Annotated in this window: 16 protein-coding genes and 1 riboswitch; of the genes, 11 read left to right on the top strand and 5 right to left on the bottom strand. The window is 60.4% G+C overall.

Features of this window, described 5'->3' with window-relative positions:
* Window positions 1-20 precede the first annotated feature (20 nt).
* The 3 genes from tnpA (at window position 21) to HMPREF2605_RS09405 (ending at window position 2396) form a co-directional block, all read left to right on the top strand.
* The gene (gene tnpA, locus HMPREF2605_RS09280) at window positions 21-455 is read left to right on the top strand and encodes an IS200/IS605 family transposase (RefSeq protein ID WP_239663332.1); all 435 of its coding nucleotides are present in this window, start codon (window positions 21-23) and stop codon (window positions 453-455) included.
* Window positions 456-660: 205 nt separating this feature from the next.
* Window positions 661-1410: a Pycsar system effector family protein gene (locus HMPREF2605_RS05770; RefSeq protein ID WP_070688377.1), complete on the top strand. Its 750-nt coding sequence runs from the start codon at window positions 661-663 to the stop codon at window positions 1408-1410.
* A 2-nt stretch (window positions 1411-1412) separates the two neighbouring features.
* Window positions 1413-2396: a hypothetical protein gene (locus tag HMPREF2605_RS09405; RefSeq protein ID WP_141762284.1), complete on the top strand. Its 984-nt coding sequence runs from the start codon at window positions 1413-1415 to the stop codon at window positions 2394-2396.
* Between the two features lie 134 nt (window positions 2397-2530).
* Here HMPREF2605_RS09405 and trmB read toward each other — a convergent pair whose 3' ends face one another.
* Entirely contained in the window at window positions 2531-3337 is an 807-nt protein-coding gene (gene trmB, locus HMPREF2605_RS05760; protein WP_070688376.1) for a tRNA (guanosine(46)-N7)-methyltransferase TrmB, read from the bottom strand.
* A 539-nt stretch (window positions 3338-3876) separates the two neighbouring features.
* Between trmB and HMPREF2605_RS05755 the strand changes: the two genes are divergently transcribed.
* Together HMPREF2605_RS05755 and HMPREF2605_RS05750 are read left to right on the top strand one after the other, a co-directional pair.
* Window positions 3877-5343, top strand: a complete 1467-nt coding sequence (locus HMPREF2605_RS05755) for an amino acid permease (RefSeq protein WP_070819012.1) — start codon at window positions 3877-3879, stop codon at window positions 5341-5343.
* A 437-nt stretch (window positions 5344-5780) separates the two neighbouring features.
* Window positions 5781-7256 (top strand): amino acid permease, encoded by a 1476-nt coding sequence (locus tag HMPREF2605_RS05750; RefSeq protein WP_070847325.1) that lies wholly within the window; start codon window positions 5781-5783, stop codon window positions 7254-7256.
* Between the two features lie 134 nt (window positions 7257-7390).
* Here the strand turns inward: HMPREF2605_RS05750 and HMPREF2605_RS05745 are convergent, their stop codons facing one another.
* Window positions 7391-9001, bottom strand: a complete 1611-nt coding sequence (locus HMPREF2605_RS05745) for a dehydrogenase (RefSeq protein WP_070847324.1) — start codon at window positions 8999-9001, stop codon at window positions 7391-7393.
* 413 nt (window positions 9002-9414) lie between these two features.
* On the opposite strand from HMPREF2605_RS05745, the gene HMPREF2605_RS05740 reads away from it, so the two are divergent.
* On the top strand, window positions 9415-11967 hold the full coding sequence (locus HMPREF2605_RS05740) for a helix-hairpin-helix domain-containing protein (RefSeq protein ID WP_210401038.1): 2553 nt from the start codon (window positions 9415-9417) through the stop codon (window positions 11965-11967).
* A 163-nt stretch (window positions 11968-12130) separates the two neighbouring features.
* On the opposite strand, the gene HMPREF2605_RS05735 is transcribed toward HMPREF2605_RS05740, so the two are convergent.
* On the bottom strand, window positions 12131-12967 hold the full coding sequence (locus HMPREF2605_RS05735; RefSeq protein WP_070847322.1) for an aldo/keto reductase: 837 nt from the start codon (window positions 12965-12967) through the stop codon (window positions 12131-12133).
* Between the two features lie 198 nt (window positions 12968-13165).
* A complete protein-coding gene (locus HMPREF2605_RS05730; protein WP_070847338.1) occupies window positions 13166-17317 on the bottom strand; it encodes a DEAD/DEAH box helicase in 4152 nt (1383 codons plus the stop codon).
* 185 nt (window positions 17318-17502) lie between these two features.
* Window positions 17503-17637, top strand: a riboswitch (SAM riboswitch).
* Window positions 17638-17672: 35 nt separating this feature from the next.
* Between HMPREF2605_RS05730 and HMPREF2605_RS05725 the strand changes: the two genes are divergently transcribed.
* From HMPREF2605_RS05725 to HMPREF2605_RS05715, 3 genes are all read left to right on the top strand, one after another.
* Window positions 17673-17900: a hypothetical protein gene (locus HMPREF2605_RS05725; RefSeq protein WP_005506796.1), complete on the top strand. Its 228-nt coding sequence runs from the start codon at window positions 17673-17675 to the stop codon at window positions 17898-17900.
* Between the two features lie 10 nt (window positions 17901-17910).
* Complete coding sequence (locus tag HMPREF2605_RS05720) at window positions 17911-18345, top strand: PIN domain-containing protein (protein WP_070847320.1); 435 nt, start codon at window positions 17911-17913, stop codon at window positions 18343-18345.
* A gap of 129 nt (window positions 18346-18474) precedes the next feature.
* Window positions 18475-20847: a cell division protein PerM gene (locus tag HMPREF2605_RS05715; RefSeq protein WP_070847318.1), complete on the top strand. Its 2373-nt coding sequence runs from the start codon at window positions 18475-18477 to the stop codon at window positions 20845-20847.
* On the opposite strand, the gene HMPREF2605_RS05710 is transcribed toward HMPREF2605_RS05715, so the two are convergent.
* Complete coding sequence (locus HMPREF2605_RS05710) at window positions 20825-21415, bottom strand: 4-hydroxyphenylpyruvate dioxygenase (protein ID WP_070832955.1); 591 nt, start codon at window positions 21413-21415, stop codon at window positions 20825-20827. The two genes, HMPREF2605_RS05715 and HMPREF2605_RS05710, sit on opposite strands and share 23 nt — an antisense overlap.
* Window positions 21416-21646: 231 nt before the next feature.
* Here HMPREF2605_RS05710 and purN point away from each other — a divergent pair, with 231 nt between their 5' ends.
* Both purN and purH read left to right on the top strand, forming a co-directional pair.
* Window positions 21647-22228: a phosphoribosylglycinamide formyltransferase gene (purN, locus tag HMPREF2605_RS05705; RefSeq protein ID WP_070847316.1), complete on the top strand. Its 582-nt coding sequence runs from the start codon at window positions 21647-21649 to the stop codon at window positions 22226-22228.
* A gap of 212 nt (window positions 22229-22440) precedes the next feature.
* On the top strand, window positions 22441-24051 hold the full coding sequence (gene purH, locus HMPREF2605_RS05700) for a bifunctional phosphoribosylaminoimidazolecarboxamide formyltransferase/IMP cyclohydrolase (RefSeq protein WP_070847314.1): 1611 nt from the start codon (window positions 22441-22443) through the stop codon (window positions 24049-24051).
* Window positions 24052-24300 lie beyond the last annotated feature (249 nt).

The following is a 24300-nucleotide window of genomic DNA, read 5'->3' as shown; positions in this document are numbered from 1 at the left end:
TCCATTATATACTTGGTGTCATGGCAGATAATGCAGACATTCGCACTGGAAGACAAGCTATCTGGGATCTTCATGTCCAGTTGGTGTTTGTAACTAAATACCGTCGATATGTCTTCACAGATGACATGTTGAAAACCTGTGAAAACATCATGCGGGACGTATGTAAAAACTTCGGCGCAACCTTGGAAGAGTTCAGCGGAGGGGCCAATCACGTTTACTTGCTGGTGGGATACCCTGCAACAGTTGCTGTTTCCAAGTTGGTCAATTCCCTCAAAGGTGTTTCCTCGCGTATCTTACGGCGAGATTACGCGGATGAGATTGCCCCTTACCTGTTGGATGGGCATCTGTGGTCACGCTCGTATTACGCAGGCTCTGCTAGTGGTGCTCTATCGCAAGCCGCGCTAACCGGCTACACTGGGATAAACAGCCCGGCTGTTCTAGCTTGTCTAGGCTAGTCAGCTACTTATATAGACTTGTGCGTCTTAGCGTCATACGAAGCGAGGGAGGGTAGACCCCCGCCCCGCATGCACTTGGACCCACACACAAGGAGGTGAGGCTCCCCGAACGAACGGGGAGCCTCACCTGCTTGGTTATATAGTTGGAGATAGCATAGTTGGACTAACAAGTTCGGGGTATTGAGATGGAAGAGGGGTTGGCAGAGTGAAAAATTTGTTCGTCTGGAACACCTTTATGCAGTGGAAGCCAGTAGCTATCAAAGAGCAGAAAGTTACTGAGAATCAGGCAGGGTCTGGCGATGCAGCAACTGATAATAATCGGGCACCGGCTGAGGCCCAAGCACCAGCTCCGGTTGAGCAGGGCGTGAGTTATGAGGAGAGATGGAGACTTGTTCAGTACTTCTCCGATTGGATTAAAAATGCTGACGTAAGAATCCAGATGCTGTTGGCCGTCCAGGGCTTTATCGTAGCGGCTTATGGCTCACTCATCCCTGCTATGGATAAAAATAATAGCTTTTGGAATTTATGGACGTATTTTTGGGTAGTTTCATTTGTTGTTAGTGTGATTACCTCTTTCGGGATTGGATTTCTTCAGTTTCCTAATAGAGAAGTTGGAGGAGCTGAAGGAAACGTATTTTTTTATGGGTCATACGAAAATAGTAACCAAAGATATATTTTGAAAAATGTTTCATTCGATAAAAGGGATGAATATCTCAGTGGTCAACTAGTGAAGCTTGCAAATATTGCAAATACTAAATTTAAAAATGTCCAGAAACTTCAGACCTCAGTATTTTTAAGTTCGCTCTTCTTGGTGCTGTCAGCGACTGGATTTATCCCATGGATTTCTACAATTTTCTATGAATGGCCGGTATGTTCTGCTCTGGTTATTGCTCTTGTAATTAGTGTTCTTGTAATTATTGGTCTTTGGATGTCATATAAAAAGAAAGTGAAGTAGGCTTGATTAGTGCTGATTATGTAGATAATAGGTCCATCGATTCTGGAAGGGCTGGGGGTGGATTTCACGCTATATTGGTATGTGGTGTTGATATTAGTGAATCAACTGCTTTAAAAATTAAGTATCCTATTTCTGGTGTCGGCGTAATATCAACCTTTATGGAAAGCTTCGATAAAGGTCTGAGGGAGTCGAATCATCAGGTTGAATCTGGCGTCGATACAGGGTGGTTCTTATGGAGAGTCAGGGGCGATGAGCTGGTGTATCTCCGAATCATACCTATTGGAGACGACGGCAGGCCTGAACCGGTAGCTATTGGAGAGGCGTTGCAGCAATTTATTGCATCTCTTGAATCAGTTTCTCCCAGTCAGATTCCTGGTTCGTCATACACCCTAAAACTGCGTAGCTACGCTTTTCTTCTTCATTCGCAAGGGAACCCCTGGGATTATCGCTGGAATCTTATGCCTAAGGATTGGAATAACAATCTAAAAGGTAAGGAGGATTTAAAAAATCAGGTAGGAGGTTTGGGTATTGGAAGTTCCGCTGACCTGAAATCATTCAGTGATTGTAGAACTAATCTCCACGAGATCCAAAAAGACTATTTTATAGATTTTATTGGAGCTGATGTTGATCTTGGGTTTAGGGTTGCAGAGCAATCTGAGGCGCATCGAATGATTCTATCGCCCTATTTGGCTTATCTTGTAATGGTGGGTCTTGAAAAAAATAAGATAAGTCCATTTAGTATATATTCTATGGGAGAACGTGAGCTAAAAGGGTGCACCATTAAAGAAACTGGTCTTGTTGAGTACCCTCTGTATTATGTCCCTATAGGAAATTTCTCGATTCTTGAAGAACTTACTGGTGCACCCATGCAGATTAATATTTCGAAAGAAATAAAGAAGCTGGAAGAGTTTGAAAAATCTAGAAATGACTCCTACCGATTTATCTACGAGAAGGCTTTGAAACATGCGTCGGCTGATGAATCATAGGGTTTAGCTATAGAAGAATCCGTATATGAACAAGGAGGTGAGGCCCCCCGAACGACCGGGGAGCCTCACCTCCTTAACGTATATTCGCGCTGACCCGCGCTCAGCTGCGCCAACTAACGCTGACGCATCCCTGCTTACTTGCGGCGGTAAGTCAGGTCGTGCGCGCGGCGGCCCGCCTCCTGAGCCTTACGCTCAAAACTGGTGAGGGTGCGGCCCTCCCAACGCGGAGCCCAACCACCCTGCGGATCCTCCTCGGTCGCACCGGTGCCGGGGTTCACGTTCTCAAAGTCGGGGTGCGCCTCCAGAACATCACGCATGACCAGGGCGTACTCCTCCCAGTCGGTCGCCAGACGCCAAATGCCGCCGGGCTTGAGCACGCGCGCAACCTTATCAGCGAACGCCGGGGACACCAGGCGGCGCTTGTGGTGGCGGGACTTGTGCCAGGGGTCCGGGAAGAACACCCACAGCTCGTCCACGGAGTTCTCCTCGAGCATGTTGTCGAGCAGCTCGGGCGCGTTCGCCTGAGCCACACGCACGTTCTCCACGCCGGCGTTGCCCATCTTCAGCAGCAGGTCCGCAATGCCGGGGGTGTACACCTCAACGGCGAGGAAGTTCGCCTCGGGAACCTCAGCTGCGCGGTGCACAATCGCCTCGCCCAGACCGGAACCGATCTCGACGACCTGGTATGCCTCGCGGCCGTAAATCTTGACCGGGTCGAAGGTTGCCTCGGGTGCGACGGAGGTGTCGGTGCGCAGGCGCGGAATGTCCAGCACGTGGGTGGGGGAGTAGGTGTCCCACGCCTTCTGGCGGCGCGCGGTGAGGCGGTCGCCGCGGCGGACGAAGGAGTAGGGCTGGCGGAAGAATTCCTCGGGAACCGGCTTCTTGGCCTTTTCTTCGGTGGATTCGGGTGCCTGGCTAGGCTGCGTGTTCTCAGTAGACATACCTAAAAGAATAGCGTAGCGCCGCTATACCGTGCGGTGTCGCGGCGTGCGGGGCTGGCATGACGCTGAATTAGCCGGGCGTGAGACTGAACTAGCCGGGTGTGAGACTGAACTAGCCGGGAACATGCCGGTCTGAGAAACACAGAAATTCAGCACGCATACAAAAGTGCGGCGGCTCAGGGGTGGTGCGGGGCGTGTTTTGGGTGGAGGTTGAGGGATGCCACAGGCTCGCCCCGTCTCAATCGCCCCGTCTCAAAAATTTGGTGATGTTGTATTCCTTGTACTTGTGTGGGTATGAGGGGGTAAAATTTGAAATTATGCATTCTCTGCATAACCTTTTATCGGCGATGCAAGAAGTCGGAAGCCCGCAAAATCGGAGCCCACAAGCCCAAGCGCACCGCGCCGGCTCGGGAAGCGCGGGAACCGCCTCCTGGCGCGCCGTTCAGGATTATGCACGAATACCAACCACCCGGACTCGCCCCCGAGTGAAATTTAGGGCGAATCGACGCAGGAAAGAGAAACACGTGACACAGCAGCCAATGCAGCACAACTCCGTCACCGGCCTAGACTCCGAAGCTGAGCACTCTAAGCTTCAGCGCGGACTAAGCTACCGACACATCCAGCTGATCGCTATTGGCGGCGCCATCGGCACCGGCCTTTTCCTCGGCTCGGCAAAGACTATCGCCCTGACCGGCCCCTCCATCGTCTTGGTGTACGCCATTATCGGTAGCGTCATCTACTTTGTTCTGCGCGCCATGGGCGAGATTCTGCTCTCCAACCCCAAGTACAAGTCCTTCACCGACTTCATTACCGACATTCTCGGTCTGCGCGCCGGCTTCTTCGTCGGCTGGTCGTACTGGTTCTTCTGGGTTGTCACAGGTATCGCGGACGTCATCGCGATTACCGGCTACGTGCAATACTGGCTACCCGACATGCCCAAATTCATCCCGGCGTTGACCGTTATCGTGGCTCTGCTGCTGCTGAACCTGCCCTCGGTAAAGAACTTCGGTGAAATCGAATTCTGGTTCGCAGTCATTAAGATCGTCGCGATTGTCGCCCTCATTATTGTTGGTGCGCTCATGGTCGCCTTCAGCTTCACCAGCCCCGACGGTACTACCGCCTCCGTAACCCACCTGTGGGACCACCCCGGCCCCTCCGGTAGCGGTATCTTCACCCAGGGCGTGACCGGCTTCCTGGGCTCCTTCCAGATTGCTCTCTTCGCCTTTGTGGGCGCTGAGCTCGTCGGCACCGCTGTGGCTGAGACCAAGCACCCCGAACGTACCCTGCCCAAGGCTATTAACGCTGTGCCCTTCCGCATTGCGCTCTTCTACGCTGTACCGCTGATGACCATCCTCGCCGTGACCCCCTGGGACAAGCTGGATAAGTCCATGAGCCCCTTCGTGGGCATGTTCTCCCTGGCGGGCATTGCGGTTGCGGCATCGCTGGTGAACTTCGTGGTGCTGACCTCCGCGGCATCTTCGGCAAACTCTGGTATCTTCTCCACCTCCCGTATGGTGTACGGTCTGGCACACGACGGCGCCGCACCCTCCGCACTGGGCAAGCTCACCAAGAACGGTGTGCCCGCCAACGCCCTGTACCTGACCACCGTGCTGCTGCTGTTCAGCCTGGTCATGCTGTACGCCGGTAGCGGCATTATGGAGGCGTTCACCGTGGTGACCTCCGTGGCGTCGATGATGGGTATCTTCACCTGGAGTATGATCCTGATTGCGTACCTGGTCTACCGTAAGAAGTTCCCCGAACGCCACGAGGCATCCGTATACAAGATGCCCTGGGGTATTGGTATGAGCTGGTTTGGTCTGGTCTTCTTTGCTGTTATGGTCTACGCCCTGAGCCTGTACCCGGATACCGCAATCGGTCTGGCGCTGACCCCCATCTGGTTCATCGCTCTGGCTATTGGCTACGAGATTCTGACCCGCCACCATGCGGCGAAGCGTGCTCGCGCACTGGCCGCCGAGAAGCCTGCTGAAGAGGCTGCTCAGAAGTAATTCTGTTCTTTCTGCGGCGCTGTTGGTAAGCCCCGTTTCTGCATTCTTTGAGGATGCGGAGGCGGGGCTTTCGCATGCCCTCATGCCTGCCTGTTTACGTTCGGGGCGGTATTTTTTACACTGCTTGATATGATGTAAATAATAGAAACAGGTCACATTTTTGCTGTAAATCCTGTTTTCTTGCACTTAATACCTGTAGAATAACTATCCAAGTAGCTGTGAGGGCTCTCAGAAAAACTCCGCGTCAATCGATAGTGTGACACTTCCGAATACTGCGCGGTAGCTGGCAGAGCCTCAGCCTCGCCCCGAAATCCGGGGACACCCCGCAAGCAAATGGCCGCATATTCATGCATTAGCTATACCTCCTGAATCTTAATGATTCTCATTACACTAGGGGTACATGCGGTACGGGGTACAACCGCTGAAAAGAGGACGTCGTGACTGAACAGAACAACGTCAGCCTGAATCCTAAAGCTCCCGAACAGGGAGAGCGACTACACCGCGGTCTAAGCAACCGCCACATCCAGCTCATCGCCATCGGCGGTGCCATCGGCACGGGCCTGTTCATGGGCTCCGGTCGCGCCATCTCCCTGGCGGGTCCCTCAGTTATTTTCGTGTACATGCTCATCGGCGCCGTCATCTTCCTGGTACTGCGAGCTATGGGCGAGATTCTGCTCTCCAACCTGAGGTACAAGTCCTTCTCTGACTTCACCACCGACCTTGTCGGCCCCATGGCGGGCTTCTTCCTCGGCTGGTCCTACTGGTTCATGTGGGTGGTCACCGCCGTCGCGGACATCATCGCAATCGTCGGCTACCTGCACATGTGGTGGCCCGACCTGCAGCCATGGATCCCGGCGCTCGCCGTCATCGGCGTTCTGCTGACCCTGAACCTGGTCTCCGTGAAGAACTTCGGCGAAATCGAATTCTGGTTCTCCATGATTAAGATCGTCGCCATCGTCGCCCTGATTATCGTTGGCGGCGGCATGATCGCCATCGGATTCACCTCACCCAATGGCGCGCAGGCATCCGTCGCAAACCTCTGGAACGACGGCGGAATGTTCCCCAACCACCTGATTGGCTTCCTCGGTGCATTCCAGATTGCCGTCTTCGCGTTCATGGGCTCCGAGCTCGTCGGTACCACCGCCGCAGAAACCCAGGACCCCGAAAAGACTCTGCCCAAGGCAATCAACGCCGTGCCGGTACGTATTATGGTCTTCTACGTGGGTGCGCTCGCCGTCATCCTGATGGTCACCCCCTGGCGCCTGGTCAGCCCCGATAAGAGCCCTTTCGTCGCCATGTTCACCCTGGCGGGCCTGGGCATCGCCGCGCACATCATCAACTTCGTGGTGATTACCAGCGCAACCTCCTCGGCGAACTCCGGTATCTTCTCCACCTCGCGTATGGCATTCGGCCTGGCACGCGAGCGCAGTGCACCGCAGTTCCTGGGCAAGATTTCCAAGAACGGTGTGCCGCGTAACGCGCTGTTCCTTTCCGCCGTGATGCTGCTGTCCTCCATCGTGCTGCTCTACGCGGGTGACTCAATCTCTAGCGCGTTCAACCTGGTCACCACCGTGGCTGCGGTACTCGTGATTTTTGCGTGGGCGATGATTATGGTCAGCTACCTGATGTACCGCAAGAAGTTCCCCTCGCGTCACGAGAAGTCGAAGTTCCGTCTGCCCGGCGGCCGTTTCTCCGCGTGGCTGTCGTTGGTGTTCTTCGCCTTCACCATCGGTGTGCTGGCTATGGATGAAGAAACCCTCAGGGGTCTGCTCGCGATGCCCGTCTGGTTCGCGATTCTGGGTATTGGTTGGTTCTTCAAGCGCCGTGCGGATGCACGCCGCCACGAAGCAATCTCGACCCGCACCGCGCAGATTGCGATTGTGGAGGCGTCCGAGATTTTCTCGGCACGCTAAGCCACGCCGGCTATCTCGGTACCGGCTATCAGCGCATGCGTAAAGCCCGCGTCACCTGCTCCTCTCAGGGAGCGGGGGACGCGGGCTTTCGCTGTCTCCAGGGATGAACTCGAGAGGCTCGCGGGAGTGCGCGCTTAGAGGGGCGCCGCCTCAGCCTCTTCGGCAAGCGGGTCGTCGTCATCATCGGTGCGGTAGAAATCCCAGCGTTCACAACCGCAACCGGAACGCATCGCCTCAATGACGGCGGCAGCTGCCTCCAACGGGTCGAGCGCGTGCAGATTCCACAGCGCATGCACCGGTACCGGGTGCCTCCAGCCGTGCTCCTGCAGGAACTCCGGGTCGAAGGCGGGCAGCGCCTCGACGGTGGGTTCAAGCTCGCAGAGGAAACCGGTGGGGGAGCGGAAGACCGTCACCACGGGGGTCGGGTCGGCGTCTTCCAGGCAGGCTCCGTCGAAGAAGTAGTAGGTGCTCAGGCGGCGGTTCCAGGCAAGCTGCGCGAGGCGTTCGCCGAAGACTTCCACCGTCTGTTCCCATTGGGTGCGGTGGTACGCCGCCAGGTCGGTGTGGGCGGTCTGCACCACGCCGATGCCCTGCTCGGTGAGTTCGCGGGCGCTCAGACGTGCGGGTTCTGCCGGTTCCGCGGGAGCGTCCGCAGGGGAGACGTCCGGGGTATCCAACTCTGCTAGTTCTGCTTTGGTGAGCTCCGCGTTAGCCAGCTCAGCGTCAGCATTAGTCAGCTCAACGTCGAGGAGCTCAAGCTCCTCAGCGGCACTCGACTCAGCAGCGCTCGCCTCAGCGGCACCCGACTCCACGGCAGCTGCGTTTGCTTCGTTCTTCGTCCACAGGCGCAGCTCGCGGGCAATCTGCGTGCGTCCGCGATGCAGGGTCGTCTGCCAGGAGCCGAACTTGGCGCGTACCGCACCCAGCGGCGGCACCTGCTCAATCAGCGTGGGAATGGTAGACCAGTAGCCGTAGTTCAGCGCCGTCGGCTCGCGGTCGTAGCGGGCACAATAGCTCAAAAACAGGCTCAGAGTCTTCGGTGCAAAATCCTCAGGTACCGCCGCGGCGTCGATATACCACTCGTTCTCGAGCGCCTCCGCCGGGTAGATGCCGGTGCGGAGCATGCCCAGGGACCAGTTGCCGTCGCCGAGGTAGTCGTTGACCGTCTGTGCGGGGGCAGGCCACGCCGATTCGCCCTCCATACTGGCGGCAAGCAGGGTGTACAGGCTACCGCCCTCGGTGCCGATTTCTTTCACGCCGCGCAGTCGGATGTCCTCGAGGGTCTGCGCGTAGGCTTCTTCCTCCAGCTGGGAGTAGGGGTGTGCGGCAAGGTACTTGAGCGTAGCGCCGATCTTCGCCAGAACGTGCGCAATGTCTTCATTGCTGAAGTGGCGTGCCTCCAGCGCGGGCGGCAGGTCGTGAATAATATCGCAATCAAGAATCAGCGCCGCGTACTCGGGCTCCGGAGGCAAATCGTAGGCTTCCGCAAAAACGTACCAGAGGCCGCAGGCGAGTACCGTGTAGCTCGGGGCGTCTGCCGTGACCGGGCCAAACTGCCAGATGCCGGAGTCCAGCGCATAGTTCAGGTACTTCTTGTTGATGTGCGGGTACAGAAAATTGAGGCGGCGGAGAACCTGGGTAGGGGTGAACCCCAGCGCGGCGAGTTCGGCGATGAGTTCCGCGTACTCGTCGTGAAAATCTAAGTAGCCCTCCGGAGCGTTTGATAGCGCGGCTTGTTCGCGCATGGGTCCCTCTTTCATCTGCGGGATGTGGCGGCACCATGTCGTACCGTGCCGCCGAAACCCTGAACGTGTGCACGCAGATAAGGGTGTTTGCGTGGTGTGAGTCCAGCTCTTATCTGCACGAATAAGAGATATTTTTTCAAAAAAATATGCTCTTTTATCTAAATTTATCGCTGAAACTAAGCACTATTCAAATACGTGAACCCCTAACACGGTTTCTTACGAAAAGATGACAACGTTTAGCGCACCCACAGGGCAAAATGTGCGTAAAGACTCGTAATCTGCACTAGAAGATGCGATAGAAAAATACGCTTACCCGCACCCGCACAGGCGAGCAAAATACGCCCCGCGCTGACTCTTTTCTCAGCATTACCGGCCAACCCATGAGCCGCGGCGAAATATGCGAAACTGGAAGGATGAGCGAACACCCCCTCCCGAGCAGCATCCGCCCGCGCGCGGATCGAGCTGCAGACCCCGCGCCCAGCAGCTCCGCCGGCAACGAACCCAGCAGCGCCGCACACCGCGAAAAACACAAAACCGGCGGCAAGACTGAGCAGCCCGCCGAGCACCTCATTAACGCGCTCGCCGTAGAAACCGGCATCGCGCCGCACCGCATCCGCGCAGCCGTGGCGCTACTCGACGCCGACAACTCCGTACCCTTCATCGCCCGCTACCGCAAAGAAGCAACGGGCGCGCTCACCGACACCCAGCTGCGCACCATCCAGTCGCGCCTGGGCCAACTCCGCGCCCTTGAAGAGCGCCGCAACCGCGTGCTCGAAGCGCTCACCGAACGCGCCGACGAAGGCCTCATCGACCCGCTCACCCTGCTGCAGCTGCGTTCCTCGCTCATGAACGCCGCCACCATCGCAGACGTGAACGCCATCTACGCCCCGTACCGCAGCGAGCGTGTGACCCGCGCCCAGATGGCGCGTGCCGCCGGGCTTGATTCCCTCGTCGAAGACCTGCTGGAGGTGCCCCTCGCCGAGGCGCACGCCATCGCCGCCGCATACATTACCGACGGCACCGAAGACGACGGGGACGACGGGGACGATGAGGACGAGAGCATTGAGGTTGCAGAGGCGGACGAAGCCCTGCAGATTCACAGTGCCGAGGATGCCCTCGACGGTGCCCGCGCGATTCTGGTTGACCGCGCTCTCACCGACCCGGTGCTGAGCGAAAAGCTCCTCAAGCGCCTGCGTGAAGGTGGCGTGATTGAGTCCCGCGTGATTGCTGGTCAGGAAAGCATCGGCGCGAAGTTCTCCGACTATTTCGCCTTCTCGGACCGTATTCGTTCCATTCCGCCGCACCGCGTGCTGGCGCTGCACCGCGCCAAGGACGCCGGCGTGGTGCGCCTCAAGGTGGATGTGGCACCCGCCCCCGTGGCGCTCAGCCGCCTGCGTGGTGCCGCCCGCGCCGAAGCTGAGGCTGCCGCCGAAAATTACGAGAACGTCCGTTCTGCATATGAGCGTGAAGTTGCCGCTGCGCTACGCATCCCCGTGCAGGTGCTCAACACCGTCGACGACGAAGACCGCGTGCTCGGCTGGCTTGCCGCCACCGTGCGCACCGCATGGCGCAGCCACCTGCGCCCGCGCCTTGCCGAACGCATCCGCCACCAGCTACTCGACGCCGCCGCACAGCACGCGACTGAGGTGTTCGCCTCCAACCTGCGCGATATTCTGCTCGCCGCACCCGCCGGACACAAGACCACCCTCGGCCTGGACCCGGGCCTGCGCCACGGCGTGAAATACGCCGTAGTCGACGGCACCGGTGAGCCGCTGCGCGTGGGTACCGTCTACCCGCACGCCCCGCGCAACCAGTGGGCAGAAGCCCTGCGCGAGCTCGCCGCCGCCTGCCGCGAGCACGGCGTGGAACTCATCGCCATTGGCAACGGCACCGCAAGCCGCGAAACCGACAAGCTCGCCAGCGAACTGATTCGCGCCCTGCGCGAGGAGGGTGCAGAAGCACCCCAGAAGGTGACCGTTTCGGAGGCGGGCGCATCCGTCTACTCCGCCTCGGCCCTGGCCGCCGCCGAGCTGCCCGACTACGACGTGACCGTGCGCGGCGCCGTCTCGATTGCACGCCGCCTGCAGGACCCGCTCGCCGAGCTCGTCAAAATCGACCCGCAGTCCATCGGCGTGGGACAGTACCAGCACGACGTGCCGCCCGCCGCCCTGCGCCGCGCCCTCAACGACACCGTCGAAGACTGCGTGAACGCCGTGGGCGTGAACCTCAACAGCGCCTCCGTGCAGCTACTCGCGCACGTGGCGGGCGTGGGCACCGCAACCGCCGAACGCATCGTCGCCTACCGCACCGAACACGGCACCTTCGCGAACCGTCAGCAGCTGCTGAACGTGCCGCGACTGGGCGCGAAAACCTTCCGCCAGGCGGCAGGATTCATCCGCATCCGCGGTGGTGAGGAGCCGCTGGACGCCTCCGCGGTGCACCCGGAAGCCTACCCGCTCGCGCGCCGCATTATTGCCGACGCGCAGGCACGCAACGGCGCCCACTGGGTTGCCGGCGCCCTGGGTACCTCGGATGGAACCGACCCGCTCGCCGGGCTGAACCCCGCCGACTACGTGCAGGATAGCGATACTCAGGCGAGCGCGGACGAAGCCACCGCCGGCGTGTACACGGTCGAGGACATCTTCACCGAGCTGCGCCGCCCCGGCCTGGACCCGCGCGGTAGCTTCCGCACCGCCCGCTTCTCCGAGTCCGTCTCGCATTTCGAGGACGTACGCCCCGGCATGGTACTCGAGGGCACCGTCTCGAACGTGGCGGCATTCGGTGCGTTCGTGGATATTGGCGTGCACCAGGACGGCCTCGTACACATCTCGCAGATGAGCCGCGGCTACGTGGCGAACCCGCACGATATTGTGCGTAGCGGCGACATCGTGCAGGTGCGCGTCGTGGAGGTCGACCCGGCGCGCCGCCGCATCTCCCTTTCCCTGCTGGTAGAGGACGAGAACTAGCGGGGGAGAGCACGAGCGTTCACTGACCTGTTGGGCAATCCGCGAATGATCATTCTCTAAAACCTTAGCTCCCGCAAGAGCACGCAAAAGCCCCGACAAGCACTATCCGTGCCTGTCGGGGCTTTATGTAGGTTCGATTCGAGCTCTACGCCCGAGCTGCACCTTAGAAGTCGATGTTCGCCGGGTCAGCGCCAATACGACCCTCGGGGGTGGAAAGCGCATCCACAGCCGCGATGTCCTCGGCGGTCAGCTTCACGTTCACCGACGCCAGGTTCTCCTCAATGCGGGAGGGGGTCACAGACTTCGGGATAGCCACGGTGCCCTTAGCCAGGTGCCACGCCAGCACAACCTGCGCGGGGGTTACGCCGTGGCGCTCCGCAATCTCAGCCAGCACGGGGTTCTGCAGCAGGTCACTACCGTTACCCAGCGGGCTCCACGCCTGGGTCGCGATGCCGTACTCGGCGTGAACGGCGCGCAGTGCCTCCTGCGAGAAATAGGGGTGCAGCTCAATCTGGTGGATAACCGGAACCACGCCGGTCTCCTCGATAATCTCGCGCAGCTGCTCCTCGGGGAAGTTCGAAACACCAATGGAACGGACCTTACCCTGCTTCTGCAGCTCAATCAGCGCACGCCAGGAATCCAGGTACAGGCCCTGCTGCGGCTTAGCCCAGTGAATCAGGTACAGGTCAACGTAGTCGGTGCCCAGCTTCTCAAGGGACGCCTCGAACGCCTCAAAAGCGCTCTCGTAGCCCTGATCGGAGTTCCACAGCTTGGTGGTGAGGAAGATGTCCTCACGAGCCACGTTGGAGTTAGCGATAGCGCGGCCTACGCCCGCCTCGTTGCCGTAAATAGCGGCGGTGTCGATGTGGCGGTAGCCGGTCTCAAGGGCGGTGGCCACGACCTTCTCGGCGACCTCGTCCTCAACCTGCCACACGCCGTAGCCCAGCTGCGGAATGGATCGGCCGTCGTTGAACTTTACGTTGGGTACGTTGTAGCTCATGATGCTCCTTTGGAATCTATGGGGAGGCGGCGCCTCCGTAAGCAGTCCTACAAGGCTACGCCCCAGAGCCCCCGTTGAGAAGAGCCGGGCCAGAATCGGGCGTGAATCTAGCCCGAGGCGTAACCAGATGACAAAAAATGACGGGTGCCAGACACCTCCTCAGACTCGAGGACGGCTACCGCTCGGGCTGGAAGGCGGCTATCGCTCGACAGCCGGCGCAAAGAGCTCACGCACATCCTCAGCCGTCACCGCCGCGGAGGCGAACTCACCCTCACCGACCACCGCATCGAAGAGCGCCGCCTTCGACTCCTTGAGTTGCATGACCTTCTCCTCAATCGTGCCCTCGGCGACCAGACGGTAGACGTGCACCTCCTTGTCCTGGCCGATGCGGTGAATACGGTCCACCGCCTGCTGCTCGGCGGCGGGGTTCCACCACGGATCCATGATGAACACGTGATCCGCCTCGGTCAGGTTCAGACCGAAACCGCCAGCCTTGAGCGAAATGAGGAACACCGGCTCCTGACCGCTCGTGAACGCCTCGATGACCTCGGCGCGGTTGCGGGTCGAACCGTCCAGGTACAGGTGGCCGATGCCTTCCTCCGCCAGGCGCGCTGAAATGCTCTTGAGGTAGCCGGTGAACTGGCTGAACACCAGCACACGGTGGCCCTTCTCGAGCAGGTCGGGTAGCTGCTGAACCAGGTAGTCGCGCTTGACCGACGACACCCCGGCGTAGGCTTCCGGATCAATCAGCGCGGCATCAAGCGCCAGACGGCGCAGCAGGGTCAGCGACTGGAAGATCGTAAACCGGTTCTTGTCCATATCCTCCAGCAGACCCAGCACCTTCTGGCGTTCACGCTGCAGATGCGTGTCATAGATGCGGCGGTGACCGGGAGCCAGCGGCAGGTTCACGCGGGTATCGTTCTTCGCCGGAAGCTCCGCCGCCACCAGCTCCTTGGTGCGGCGTAGCATAAGCGGGCGGATGCGCCGGCGCAGACGAGCAGCCGTCGCCGCGGCGTGCGCCGGGTCCTCGCCGGATTCCGCCGGGCGAGCGTACAGGTCACGGAACGCACGGGCGGAGGGGAACAGACCGTCCGCTACAATCGCCAGCAGCGCCCACAGCTCCATGAGGTTGTTCTCAATGGGAGTGCCGGTCATCGCGATCTTGGTGCGGGCGGGCATCGCGCGGGCGATGGACCAGGCGCGGGTGCCGGTATTTTTGACGAATTGCGCCTCGTCCAGCAGGAGCGCGCCCCAGCCTTCGGGAGCGGACTGCTCGCCCGTGAATTCGTCAACGGTACGGCCTAGCGTGCGGGCGTAACCGGTGTATGCGTCCTCGTCCATGCGCAACAGCGTGTAGCTGGTCAGCACCAGGTGAGCCCCGGCGATGCGCTCAGCCAGCGGGGTCTTACCGGCGGTGGTTTCGGTGATGGTCACGACCTTCGCCTCGGGCAGGAAACGTTCCGCCTCCGCCGCCCAGTTGGTGATGACGGAGGTCGGCGCAACCACGAGGAAGGGTGCGAACGGCTCGCCGGGAGCCGCGGTGCTGTGCTCCTCGATGGCGTGGGCGAGCAGAGCGAGAGCCTGCACGGTCTTACCCAGACCCATATCGTCGGCGAGAATACCGCCCAGACGCTGCTCGTACAGGAAGGACAGCCACTGGAAACCCTCCACCTGGTAGGGGCGTAGGGTCGCCTGCAGGCCGGTGGGTACCGGGCAGCTCGGAATAATCTGGCGGGAAGTCTTCTTGCGAGAGGTCTTCTGGGGTGCGGGGGAATCCTGCGTGCCCTTGTCAAGGGTCTGTTCAGTGCCCTTTTCAGCGCTCTCTTCGGCATCTTCCAGGCCCTCAACCAGCTCCAGTAGCGAACGCACCTGAGCGTCCCACCGCGCGGTCGTATGCACGCTCGCCGCCAGCGACTCCAGCTCAGAGAATAGTCCCGCCTGGTGGCGGTTAATGCGCAACTCACCGCCCGCATCGTCAAGTTCGCGAGCCTCCGCGATGAGGGTGCGCAGGGTCTTAAACTCGGGTCGACGCAGCGAAAAATAGGTACCGTTACCGAGCAGAATACGGTCTGCCCCGCGATCGAGTGCCTCAAAAATCTGCGCAAACGGCACGGTCCAGTTATTGACCTTTACCGCAATGCCCAGACCGAACCAGTCGCGAGAATTGCCCTCGCTCACGGTGATTTCAATGAGCGCGTCAGTTGCCTCCACGAACTGTGGCGGGGTGCCATTAAAACGCACCTGAACAGCGGAAACACGGCGAAGCTTCGGCAGAATCGCGCTGAGCAGCTCGCGGGTTTCCCAACCTTCGATGTGGCGCTCCTCCAGCCCGGAAAGCGCCGGGTGGGCGGCAAGAATGGCGCGCACCGAACGCAGCACGCGCGCCTCAAAACGCTCATCGCGTACCTCGCCACCCTCTTCACCGGGGTAACCGAAAACGGGCAGGGAGTACACATCGGAGCCGGCCGCAGGATTCTGCGTGCTCGCCTCTTGCGCGCTCGCCTCCTCTGCGCTGTCCTCCGCGAAGGGGTTCAGCGGGTACTCCCAACGCCAGCTCAGCTGTGCGTCGTGGCGTACCTGCTCGTCAAAGCTGATTTCAAGCACCAGATGCGGCGGCTTCACGCGCGGTAGCGCCAGCGCCGGGTCGGGGGTCAACGAAGGAATGGAACGGCTGAGCGCGGGCAGGTATTCCTTCTGGAACGTGGCGCGTTCCGCGGCGGGAATGTGCACGGTTCCGGCGCTAATGAGTGATTCGGAGGCGGCATCGAGCGGCTCGACCAGGGGGATGAGCGCCAGCTCCACGCCCTCGGGCAGTTCGGGTACGGCGGGGGAGTAACGCACCCGTTCACCCTGCGCCGGGTTATTCTGCACCGGGTTATTCTGCGCAGGGGCAATCGTCGGTGCGCTATTCTCAACTTCCTCAGTAGGAGCCTCCTGCGCGTCCTTTTGGGCAGTCTTTTGCACGAAAGATTCGCGGCCCACTTCATCCAGTGCGCCGGGGCGCGCGGTCTTCCAGTGCACCGCCTTTGCCGCCTGCTCGTACTCCTGCTGGGCGAGCCCGCCCAGGGCAAAGAAGCCGGTGCGCGGGGTGCCGATGGGGTGGCAGTGGGCGGCGGGTAGCCAGAGCTGGCGTAGCAGTTCGCCTTCGCGTCCTTCCCAGCTGAGTGCTGCTTGAAGCTGCAGGCCGGCGCCCTCGTCGTGCGCATCCTCGCTTGCGGTGGCGTGCAGACGCACCTGTGCGGGGCTCAGCACAGCGTAGTTCACTTCGCGACCGTTGACGAGCAGGGGCAGGCCAATATCCTCTGCGCGGGCGAGCACATCCCAGAGCAGAGTGGAGGCAGAAGCGCTAATCGAGATCCAGTCGCGGTGCGAGGAGTACATGTTCTGCCAGGGGCGGGCAATCGAGTAGAGCTCGGCGAAGAACCGTTCGTGTTCGGGGTAGATTTCGTGCCGTCCGACGGGTCCGCCCACGCTGGAGGCGAAGGTTTCCCAGCTGAGTCCGCCCTTGATCCAGCGGCCGGTTTTGGACGCCATGAGCGGTCGGGCGAGCAGGTTAATGCTGGGGGTTGCGCCGGGCATATTGCGGCCGCGCGCGTAGGAGCCGGAGACGCTCAGCGAGAAATCCAGGGCGCCGCTCACGCGCATCGAATCGATGCCCGCAAGGTCCTGACGTGCGGAAAGGATGGAGGAGAGGTCGCGTCGCCATGCCGAGATTTTGGTGGCGGATGCCTCTGCCTGCAGGCTCGGGGAGGCGCCTAGCTCGTTGAGCGCAAAGCTTCCCTGGGGGTTTTCGGGCTTGGCAGTCGCTGCATCGGGCGCGGGCAATTTTGCCGCGGTGGTGAGCGCACCGGAGGCGCGCAGCGCCGCGAGCGGGTCGGCGGCTTTCTTCGCCTCTGCAACATCCGCACTCTTCGCTGCTACGCCATGAGAGCCAGCATTGGGTACGCCGACCGGTCCGGGGTGTTCGCTGAGCGCCTTTTTCGCCACGGAGGCGCGGTCGAGCGCGGTGAGCATGAGCGCTACGGCGTGCTTGCAGTCGGTGAGCACGGGGCAGGTGCAGCGGGCGGTGAAGGTCGCGGAGCCGCTGACAGCGGGGAAGAAGCGAACCGTCACTTCGTAGGGGATGATGGTGCTTCCGTTGACGAGCCCGGTGAGGGTGCGTTCGTCTTCGTCGTAGCTGTAGCGGATGACTTCGCGGTTGCGCTGGTAGGCGACACCGCGCTGGTAGGTGCGGTGCCCGACCTGGCGGATGATTTGCGGTACGGTAACCGGAATTTCGGGGAAAGGATTGTTGGCGCTCACCAGCTCATTATCGCGTATCGTGCGGGTTTGCGCCTTGCCGCCGGTCATTGCCGGGCGGGTGCGCGGGATGCGTTTTTGATGCATAAAAACACCTATATTTACATAAAATATTCCGCACCGTATCAAAAATTCCCGCCATCAAAAACGCTTCCACAAGCAAAAACGCTAATAGTCTAAATCTCTTTCAAAAAACGCTTTACTTAACTTGAGAAAATGCTGTAAGCTGAACCCAGCTTCAAGAGTTTCGACTGATAAGCTCCGACTATGGTCGAACGCCAACCCCATGTTCACGGGTGGCTCGGATGACGAAGCGGTTTGTATTCACCACCGGAATAACCGGTGGTAACCGGTACAGACAAGAGCAACGCGAAAGGATCGCGCCACTCACGGCGCAGGTTGTCACATGTACAACGGCTCTGCAACCGAAGCAGCAATCTCTCTGAACCCCTCCCGCTCCTACCAGGAAAGCCTGCGTGCCGCAGCTGTCCCCGCGCGAGGCGGATACACCGCAGTCAGCATTGACGACTACTCCCGCATTTCTTCTAAGCGCGACGAGTTCCTGAACTTCCTTCTTCTGCCCAACCCCGAGGGCATTCCCGCTATTGAGTACGCCGGTCTGCGCGTAGCGTAGCATTAGGGGTATGAATTTCTCCGGTATGCTCCTGGACTCCGACGTTCTTGCGGAGATCCGTAAGGCGGATCCAGACCCCGCCGTGGTCGCTTTTCTGCGCCGCCGCTCGTTCCGACACATGTATATTTCTGTGCTGAGTATTGGCGAGCTGAAGGGCCTGTACCCTTACCCGGAAACTAATCGCTGGATTACCGAGCTGCTCGAACGCTTTGGCGACCACGTTATTAACGTGGATGCGCGTGTGAGCCTCGAGTGGGCGGGCCGCCAGGCACCGCCCGGCGTGCACGCCGTGGGTCGTGATGATGCCGGTCCGCTGCCTACCGCCGCCCTGGAGGGTCTGATGGCGGCGAGCGCGAGTGCCTATGATTTGGAGCTGATTTCTTCTAAGGCGCAGGTGTACCGCGCCTGGGGGGTTCAGGCTTCCAACCCGTGGACTGAGAATTAAAACTTCGCCGTATGTGCGCCCTCGCGTGCGTGTCTGTATGAATACCTGTGCGAATAGTTGTGAGAACCCGCTTTCGAGTGTTAATCGGAGGCGGGTTTCGTCGTTAATTCGTGGCATGATTGAAGGACGATGAAAAGCACCTCACCTATCTCGCGTTATTCCATGCCCATGCCTCTGTGGCTTCAGGGTGTTGTTGAGCTAATTGTTACTGCCCTGTTCTCTGCTGTTGCCGTGTTTGCGGCGATGTCTGCCGTGTGGGCGACTAAAGGTTTTGGCGACATGGAGTTCTCCTCCGTGGCCGCCATGTCGGCGCACCTGTGGCTTCTGATTCACGGTGTTCCGCTGGATCTTGCGGCTGCTTTTGGTGCTTCTGCCGGCACGATGACGCTGGTGCCGCTGGGCTTGAGTATTCTGCCTCTGCTGCTCTGTTACCGTTCGGGTCGTCGCCTGGCGCGCGCCTCGTATGAGGGTGAGTTTTTGATTCCGGTGCTGTCCGGTTCGGTGACTTATGCGCTGATTAGTTCGGCGATGTACGGTTGGGCGAGCCCGCATCCGCAGCCTCTTCAGGCGTTGAATGCTGCCCTGGTGCCTTTGGGTATTGTGGTGGCTGGTCTGATGTGGGGTGGCTACCGTGAGGCGCGTTCGCTCTCGCGCATGGTGGGTGTTGATACTGCGGAGCAGATTTCGCAGATGAGTCAGTATTCGCGTTGGGCGGGTTCGTATGCCTGGGCTGTGGTGCGTGCTGCGGTGGTTGCTTTTGTGGCGCTGGTTGGTCTGGGTGCGGTGCTTTTGGGTATCGGTATTTTGGCGGGCTGGTCGCAGATTGTTGCCACCTACCAGGAGCTGCATGCGGGCGCTGTGGGTGATACTGCGGTGACTCTGTTGCAGCTGGGTTTCTTGCCGAACCTGGTGATTTATGCGATTGCGTGGTCGACCGGTGCCGGTTTCTCCTTTGGTGCGGGTACCTCGGTTGGTTTGACCAGTAGTGATGTTGGTACTTTGCCGATGCTTCCGATTCTGGGTGCTGTGCCCGAGTCAATGGGCACGTTCGGTCTGGTGGGTCTGCTGGTGCCGCTGGGTGCCGGTGCGATTGCTGGCTGGTGGTTCTTGCGTGAGGGTGAGGATCACCTGGATGAGTGGGTTGCCCTGAAGGTTCCGTTCCGCCCGCTGTCTGCGCTGATTTCTGCGGTGGTGCTGGGCATGATGACCGGTATTATGACGTCGTTTGGTGCCCTGTGGCTGGGCTGGATTTCGTACGGCTCCCTGGGTATTGGTCGTTTTACGGAGGTTGGTGCTGAGCCGCTGACTTTTGCGGCGCATACCGCGTTGACGGTGGGTGCCGGCGTGACTTTTGGTATGTTGCTGAGCCGCGCCCTGGTACCGGATAGCAGCCGTGAGCTGCCTCGTTTTGCGGATGAGCGCCCGAACCTGGGTGAGCGTCTGATGAGCTTTACTGTCTCGACCCGTGAGCGTTTTGCGGAGTACCGTGAGCAGCGTGCGCAGGCGCGTGCGGAGCGTATGGAGCGTGAGGCTGAGGAAGCCGCCGCACGTGAAGCGGCTGAGCGTGAAGCAACAGAGCGCGAGGCGGCTGAACGTGAAGCTGAGGAGGCGGCACGCGCACAGACTTCCGAGAACGTTGCTGAGCCTGAGCAGTCTGTTGTATCTGAGGTGGCGACCGGTCACGTGCCGGTCCACCCGCAGGAGCCGGTGGTTGCCGTCCCCGTGGAGGCGACCGAGCAGCTGGCGCAGCGCGCGGCGGCGGACGCTTTCGCCGAGATTGTTGCAGAACACGAAGAGGTAGCTGAAGAGCCCGCCTCTGAAGAGCTTATTGCTGAAGAAAACTCCGCTGAGGAGTACGAGCCGATTGAGGCCGTTCAGCAGGTCGATTACCTGCACTCTGCTCACGCTGACTCTGCACAGGTGGAGGACTACGAGAGCATCGAAGCATCCGCCGAGCCCGCATCCTATGACCCCGCCCTGTACGCGCATGACCCCTCCGAGGAGGAGACTCGCGAGCTGATTCAGGAGCCCGTCTACGAGGCTGCTGAACCTGCGGAATCTCAGCGCGTATCTGTCACTGACGAGTCTGCAGAGCAGGCGCCGCGTTCTAAGGGTCGCGCGAGCCGCATTATGGCGTACTTCGGCTTTGGTATTGAACAGCCCGCCGCGGCGCAGGGTTCCGAGTCCGCAGAGGGTACCCACGCTGAACCCGCTCCGCAGGATTCCGCTCAGGACCGCGCCAACGACCGCGCGCAGAAACGTGAGGCGAAGAAGGCGGCTAAGGCGGCACGCAAGAAGCAGAAGAACGGCCTAGAGCGTGATTTTGTGGACCGCGAGCTGGATGTCCTCTCCGCCGATCAGGCGATGAGCCGCATCTTTGAGGTTCGTAGCCAGACCGGCATCCTTCCGCTGGTGACCGATGAGGCGTCTACCGTGGAGCTGCCCCCGCTGGATGTCAGCTCCTCGAAGCCCCAGGGCTCTAGCGCGCCGAAGAAGAACTAGAGCTGGACGCGCCGGTGAGCTTGTCCATCGTGCCCTGGAACTTCTGATCGCAGGTGTACATGTCGGTCTGAGTCAGCGCGGCGGCGCGGCACTCGCGGTACTCCTGCGCGCCGGGCATGAAGGCAAGACCAATGCCACCGAGCAGGGTCATTGCGCCGTAGATGATGCTGACGCCCGCGGCAATGTAGAAGAACCAGGGGCCGCGGTAGATTGCGGTGCGCACGATCGCGATGATGCTCAGGGTGATGCCGACCAGTGCGAAGAGGAAAAGCGCCAAGAAGAGCGGCATCGTGGAGAGCACGAAGGATGACGCCGCAAAAATCACCAGCGCGGCAACAATCAGCATGAGTGAGGTGCGAATGTTCGCCTTCTGCTGCTCGACGGGGTCGATGGGCTTGCGAGGCTTCTTGCCCTGAGGCGCCCGATGCGGCGGCATCATGTTTTGAGGTGCCTGCTGCGGCGCTCGCGGGGGAACCTGCTGGTTCTGCGGTGCGCCGTTGTTCGGGGTGGGCTGTTGCGGCGTGTTGTTCGGTGCGTTGTTCGGAGTGTTCTGCGGGGGAGTAGACATACCTATAAGGGTACCGTCCCGCTCGTCTGTGACCTATTGAGTTCGCGACCTGTTGAGTTTGTATCCAGCAAACCCCGGTGAACCTTGGTGAACTCTAGTGAACCCCGGTGAGGATTCGTCCCGCCGGGGTTTCTTCGTGTTCGCCTTCGGGATTTGGGTGTGCTGTGAGCCTCTTATCCCTTTGGATAAGGGTGTGAGAAGGGTTATACTAGTCGGGTGCGAATTGTGGTTATGGTATCCGGCTCCGGAACGAATCTTCAGTCCATCCTCGACGCCGTAGCGGCGGGCGAGCTTCCCCTCGACATTGCGGCAGTGGGCGCCGACAAGCCCTGTCTGGGTATTGAGCGTGCCCAGGCGGCGGGTGTGCCCACCTTCCTGGTGCAGCCCGGCGACTACGCCGACCGCCCCTCCTGGAACCGCGCGCTGGAAGAAAAGATCGCTTCCTACGACCCCGATTACATTGTGTTCGCCGGCTTCATGCGTATTGTTGACGCGCAGCTGGTTGAGCGTTTCAGCAAGCGCATTATTAACACCCACCCCGCCCTGCTGCCCTCCTTCCCGGGTGCGCACGGCGTGCGTGACGCCCTGGCCCACGGCGTGAAGATCACCGGCCTGACCGTCCACTTTGTGGATGCGGGCGTTGACACCGGCCCCATCCTCGCCCAGGCGGCAGTGCCCGTTCTGGACGACGATACCGAAGAGACCCTGCACGAACGCATTAAGGTGCAGGAGCGCCGCCTGCTCGTGCAGACCATCGCATCTCTCGCTGAATCCCACGGCGCTGAATCCCACGGTGCTGTATCTGACAGCTAATTCCGCCCACTAAATTTTTCGCGGCGGAATGAGCCGAGCTCAACCCCCGCCGCCCACACACGTTCCGTTGTGGCACCCGAGTACCCCTGAGGGGAAGGTGCACAGCGGCGGGGAATACCCCCACACATGCCCTGTCTATCCGGGCAGGCTACGTCCATCCACCAGCTGTGCCGCCGAGAACCGGCGTGCACGTCTAAAGCATCGGAGTATTTGTGTCTCTCATTGAGCTCGATCGCGTGCCCCTGCGCCGCGCCCTCATTTCCGTCTACGACAAGACCGGTCTGGAGGAGTTCGCCCGCGGCCTGCACGAGGCTGGCGTCGCGCTGGTCTCCACCGGCTCCACCGCATCCACCATCGCGGCAGCAGGCGTACCCGTCACCGAGGTCACCGAAGTGACCGGTTTCCCCGAGTGCCTCGAAGGCCGCGTGAAGACCCTGCACCCGCGCATCCACGCAGGTATTCTGGCTGACCGCCGCAAGCAGGAGCACATCGACACCCTCGGCGAGCTGGATGTCGAGCCTTTCGACCTGGTCGTCGTGAACCTGTACCCCTTCGTTGAGACCGTCGCATCCGGTGCCGGTCAGGACGCCATCATCGAGAAGATTGACATTGGCGGCCCCTCCATGGTTCGTGCAGCTGCGAAGAACCACGACGCTGTCGCTATTGTTGTGGATCCCGCCGATTACGCACGCACCGTTGAGGCCGCTAAGAACGGTGGTTTCTCCCTGGATGAGCGCCGCCGCCTGGCCGCCGGCGCTTTCGCCCACACCGCCGCATACGATACCGCCGTGGCTACCTGGACCGCATCCCAGTTCCTGCAGGATGAGGACGCTAACTTCTGGCCCCCGTATGCCGGCCTGGGCTTCGAGCGCAGCGAGACCCTGCGTTACGGCGAGAATCCGCACCAGCGTGCCGCCCTGTACGTTGACCCGGCTGCAGCCCCCGGCATTGCTCAGGCGGAGCAGCTGCACGGTAAGGCGATGAGCTACAACAACTATGTTGACGCTGACGCCGCTCTGCGTGCCGCATACGACTTCGACGAGCCCGCTGTTGCCGTTATCAAGCACAACAACCCCTGCGGTATTGCTGTGGCAACCCCCGGCGCGGCTGACCCCATTGCGGACGCTCACGCGAAGGCGCACGCTTGCGACCCGCTGTCCGCATACGGTGGCGTGATTGCCGCTAACCGCCCCGTGACTGCCGAAATGGCACGTACCGTCAAGGGCATCTTCACCGAGGTTGTTGTGGCTCCCGGCTACGAGCCCGAGGCACTGGAGATTCTGCGCGAGAAGAAGAACCTGCGCCTGCTGGTGCTGCCCGAGGGCTTCGCCCGCGAGGCTATCGAGTACCGCCCCATTTCCGGTGGTGCGCTCTTCCAGGAGGCTGACCGCCTGCAGGCTGAGGGTGACGACCCGAAGAACTGGACCCTGGTTGCCGGTGAGGCTGCTGACGAGGCTACCCTGCGCGACCTCGAGTTCGCGTGGCGTGCGCTGCGTTCGCCCAAGTCCAACGCTATTCTGCTTGCCGATAACGGCGCTGCTGTGGGCATCGGCATGGGCCAGGTGAACCGCGTGGACTCCTGCAAGCTCTCGGTTGAGCGTGCGAACACTCTCGGCGGTGAAGGTAACGAGCGTGCTCGCGGTGCGGTTGCAGCATCCGACGCGTTCTTCCCCTTCGCTGACGGCCTGCAGGTGCTGCTGGACGCCGGCGTGCGTGCCGTCGTGCACCCGGGCGGTTCGATCCGCGACGAGGAAGTTATCGAGGCGGCTAAGGCTGCTGGCGTGACCATGTACCTGACCGGTACCCGCCACTTCTTCCACTAAAAATGTGTAGCGGGCTCAGCCTGCGCTGAGCTGCCCGCTGTGAGCGGGGCATTCTAGGGTGAACCTTCTGGTGAGCCTGGGATGCCCCGCTTTTTCATACTCTCCACCTGGGACATTCGTGTTGGAACATCTGCGGTGGAGCATCCGTATTGTGGGCAGTCGTATTTATAGAATTTTTGCTCTATTTTGCGCCGGATTTGCGCATGAGGGCGCGTCAACAGCGACCAGGATGCGCACGGATTGGCTAAA

Origin of the sequence: Rothia sp. HMSC065C03 (assembly GCF_001837295.1) — a bacterium.
Classification (GTDB): Bacteria; Actinomycetota; Actinomycetes; order Actinomycetales; family Micrococcaceae; genus Rothia.
The sequence above is the reverse complement of the archived record's forward strand: the minus strand, read 5'-3'. Positions and strand labels throughout refer to the sequence as shown.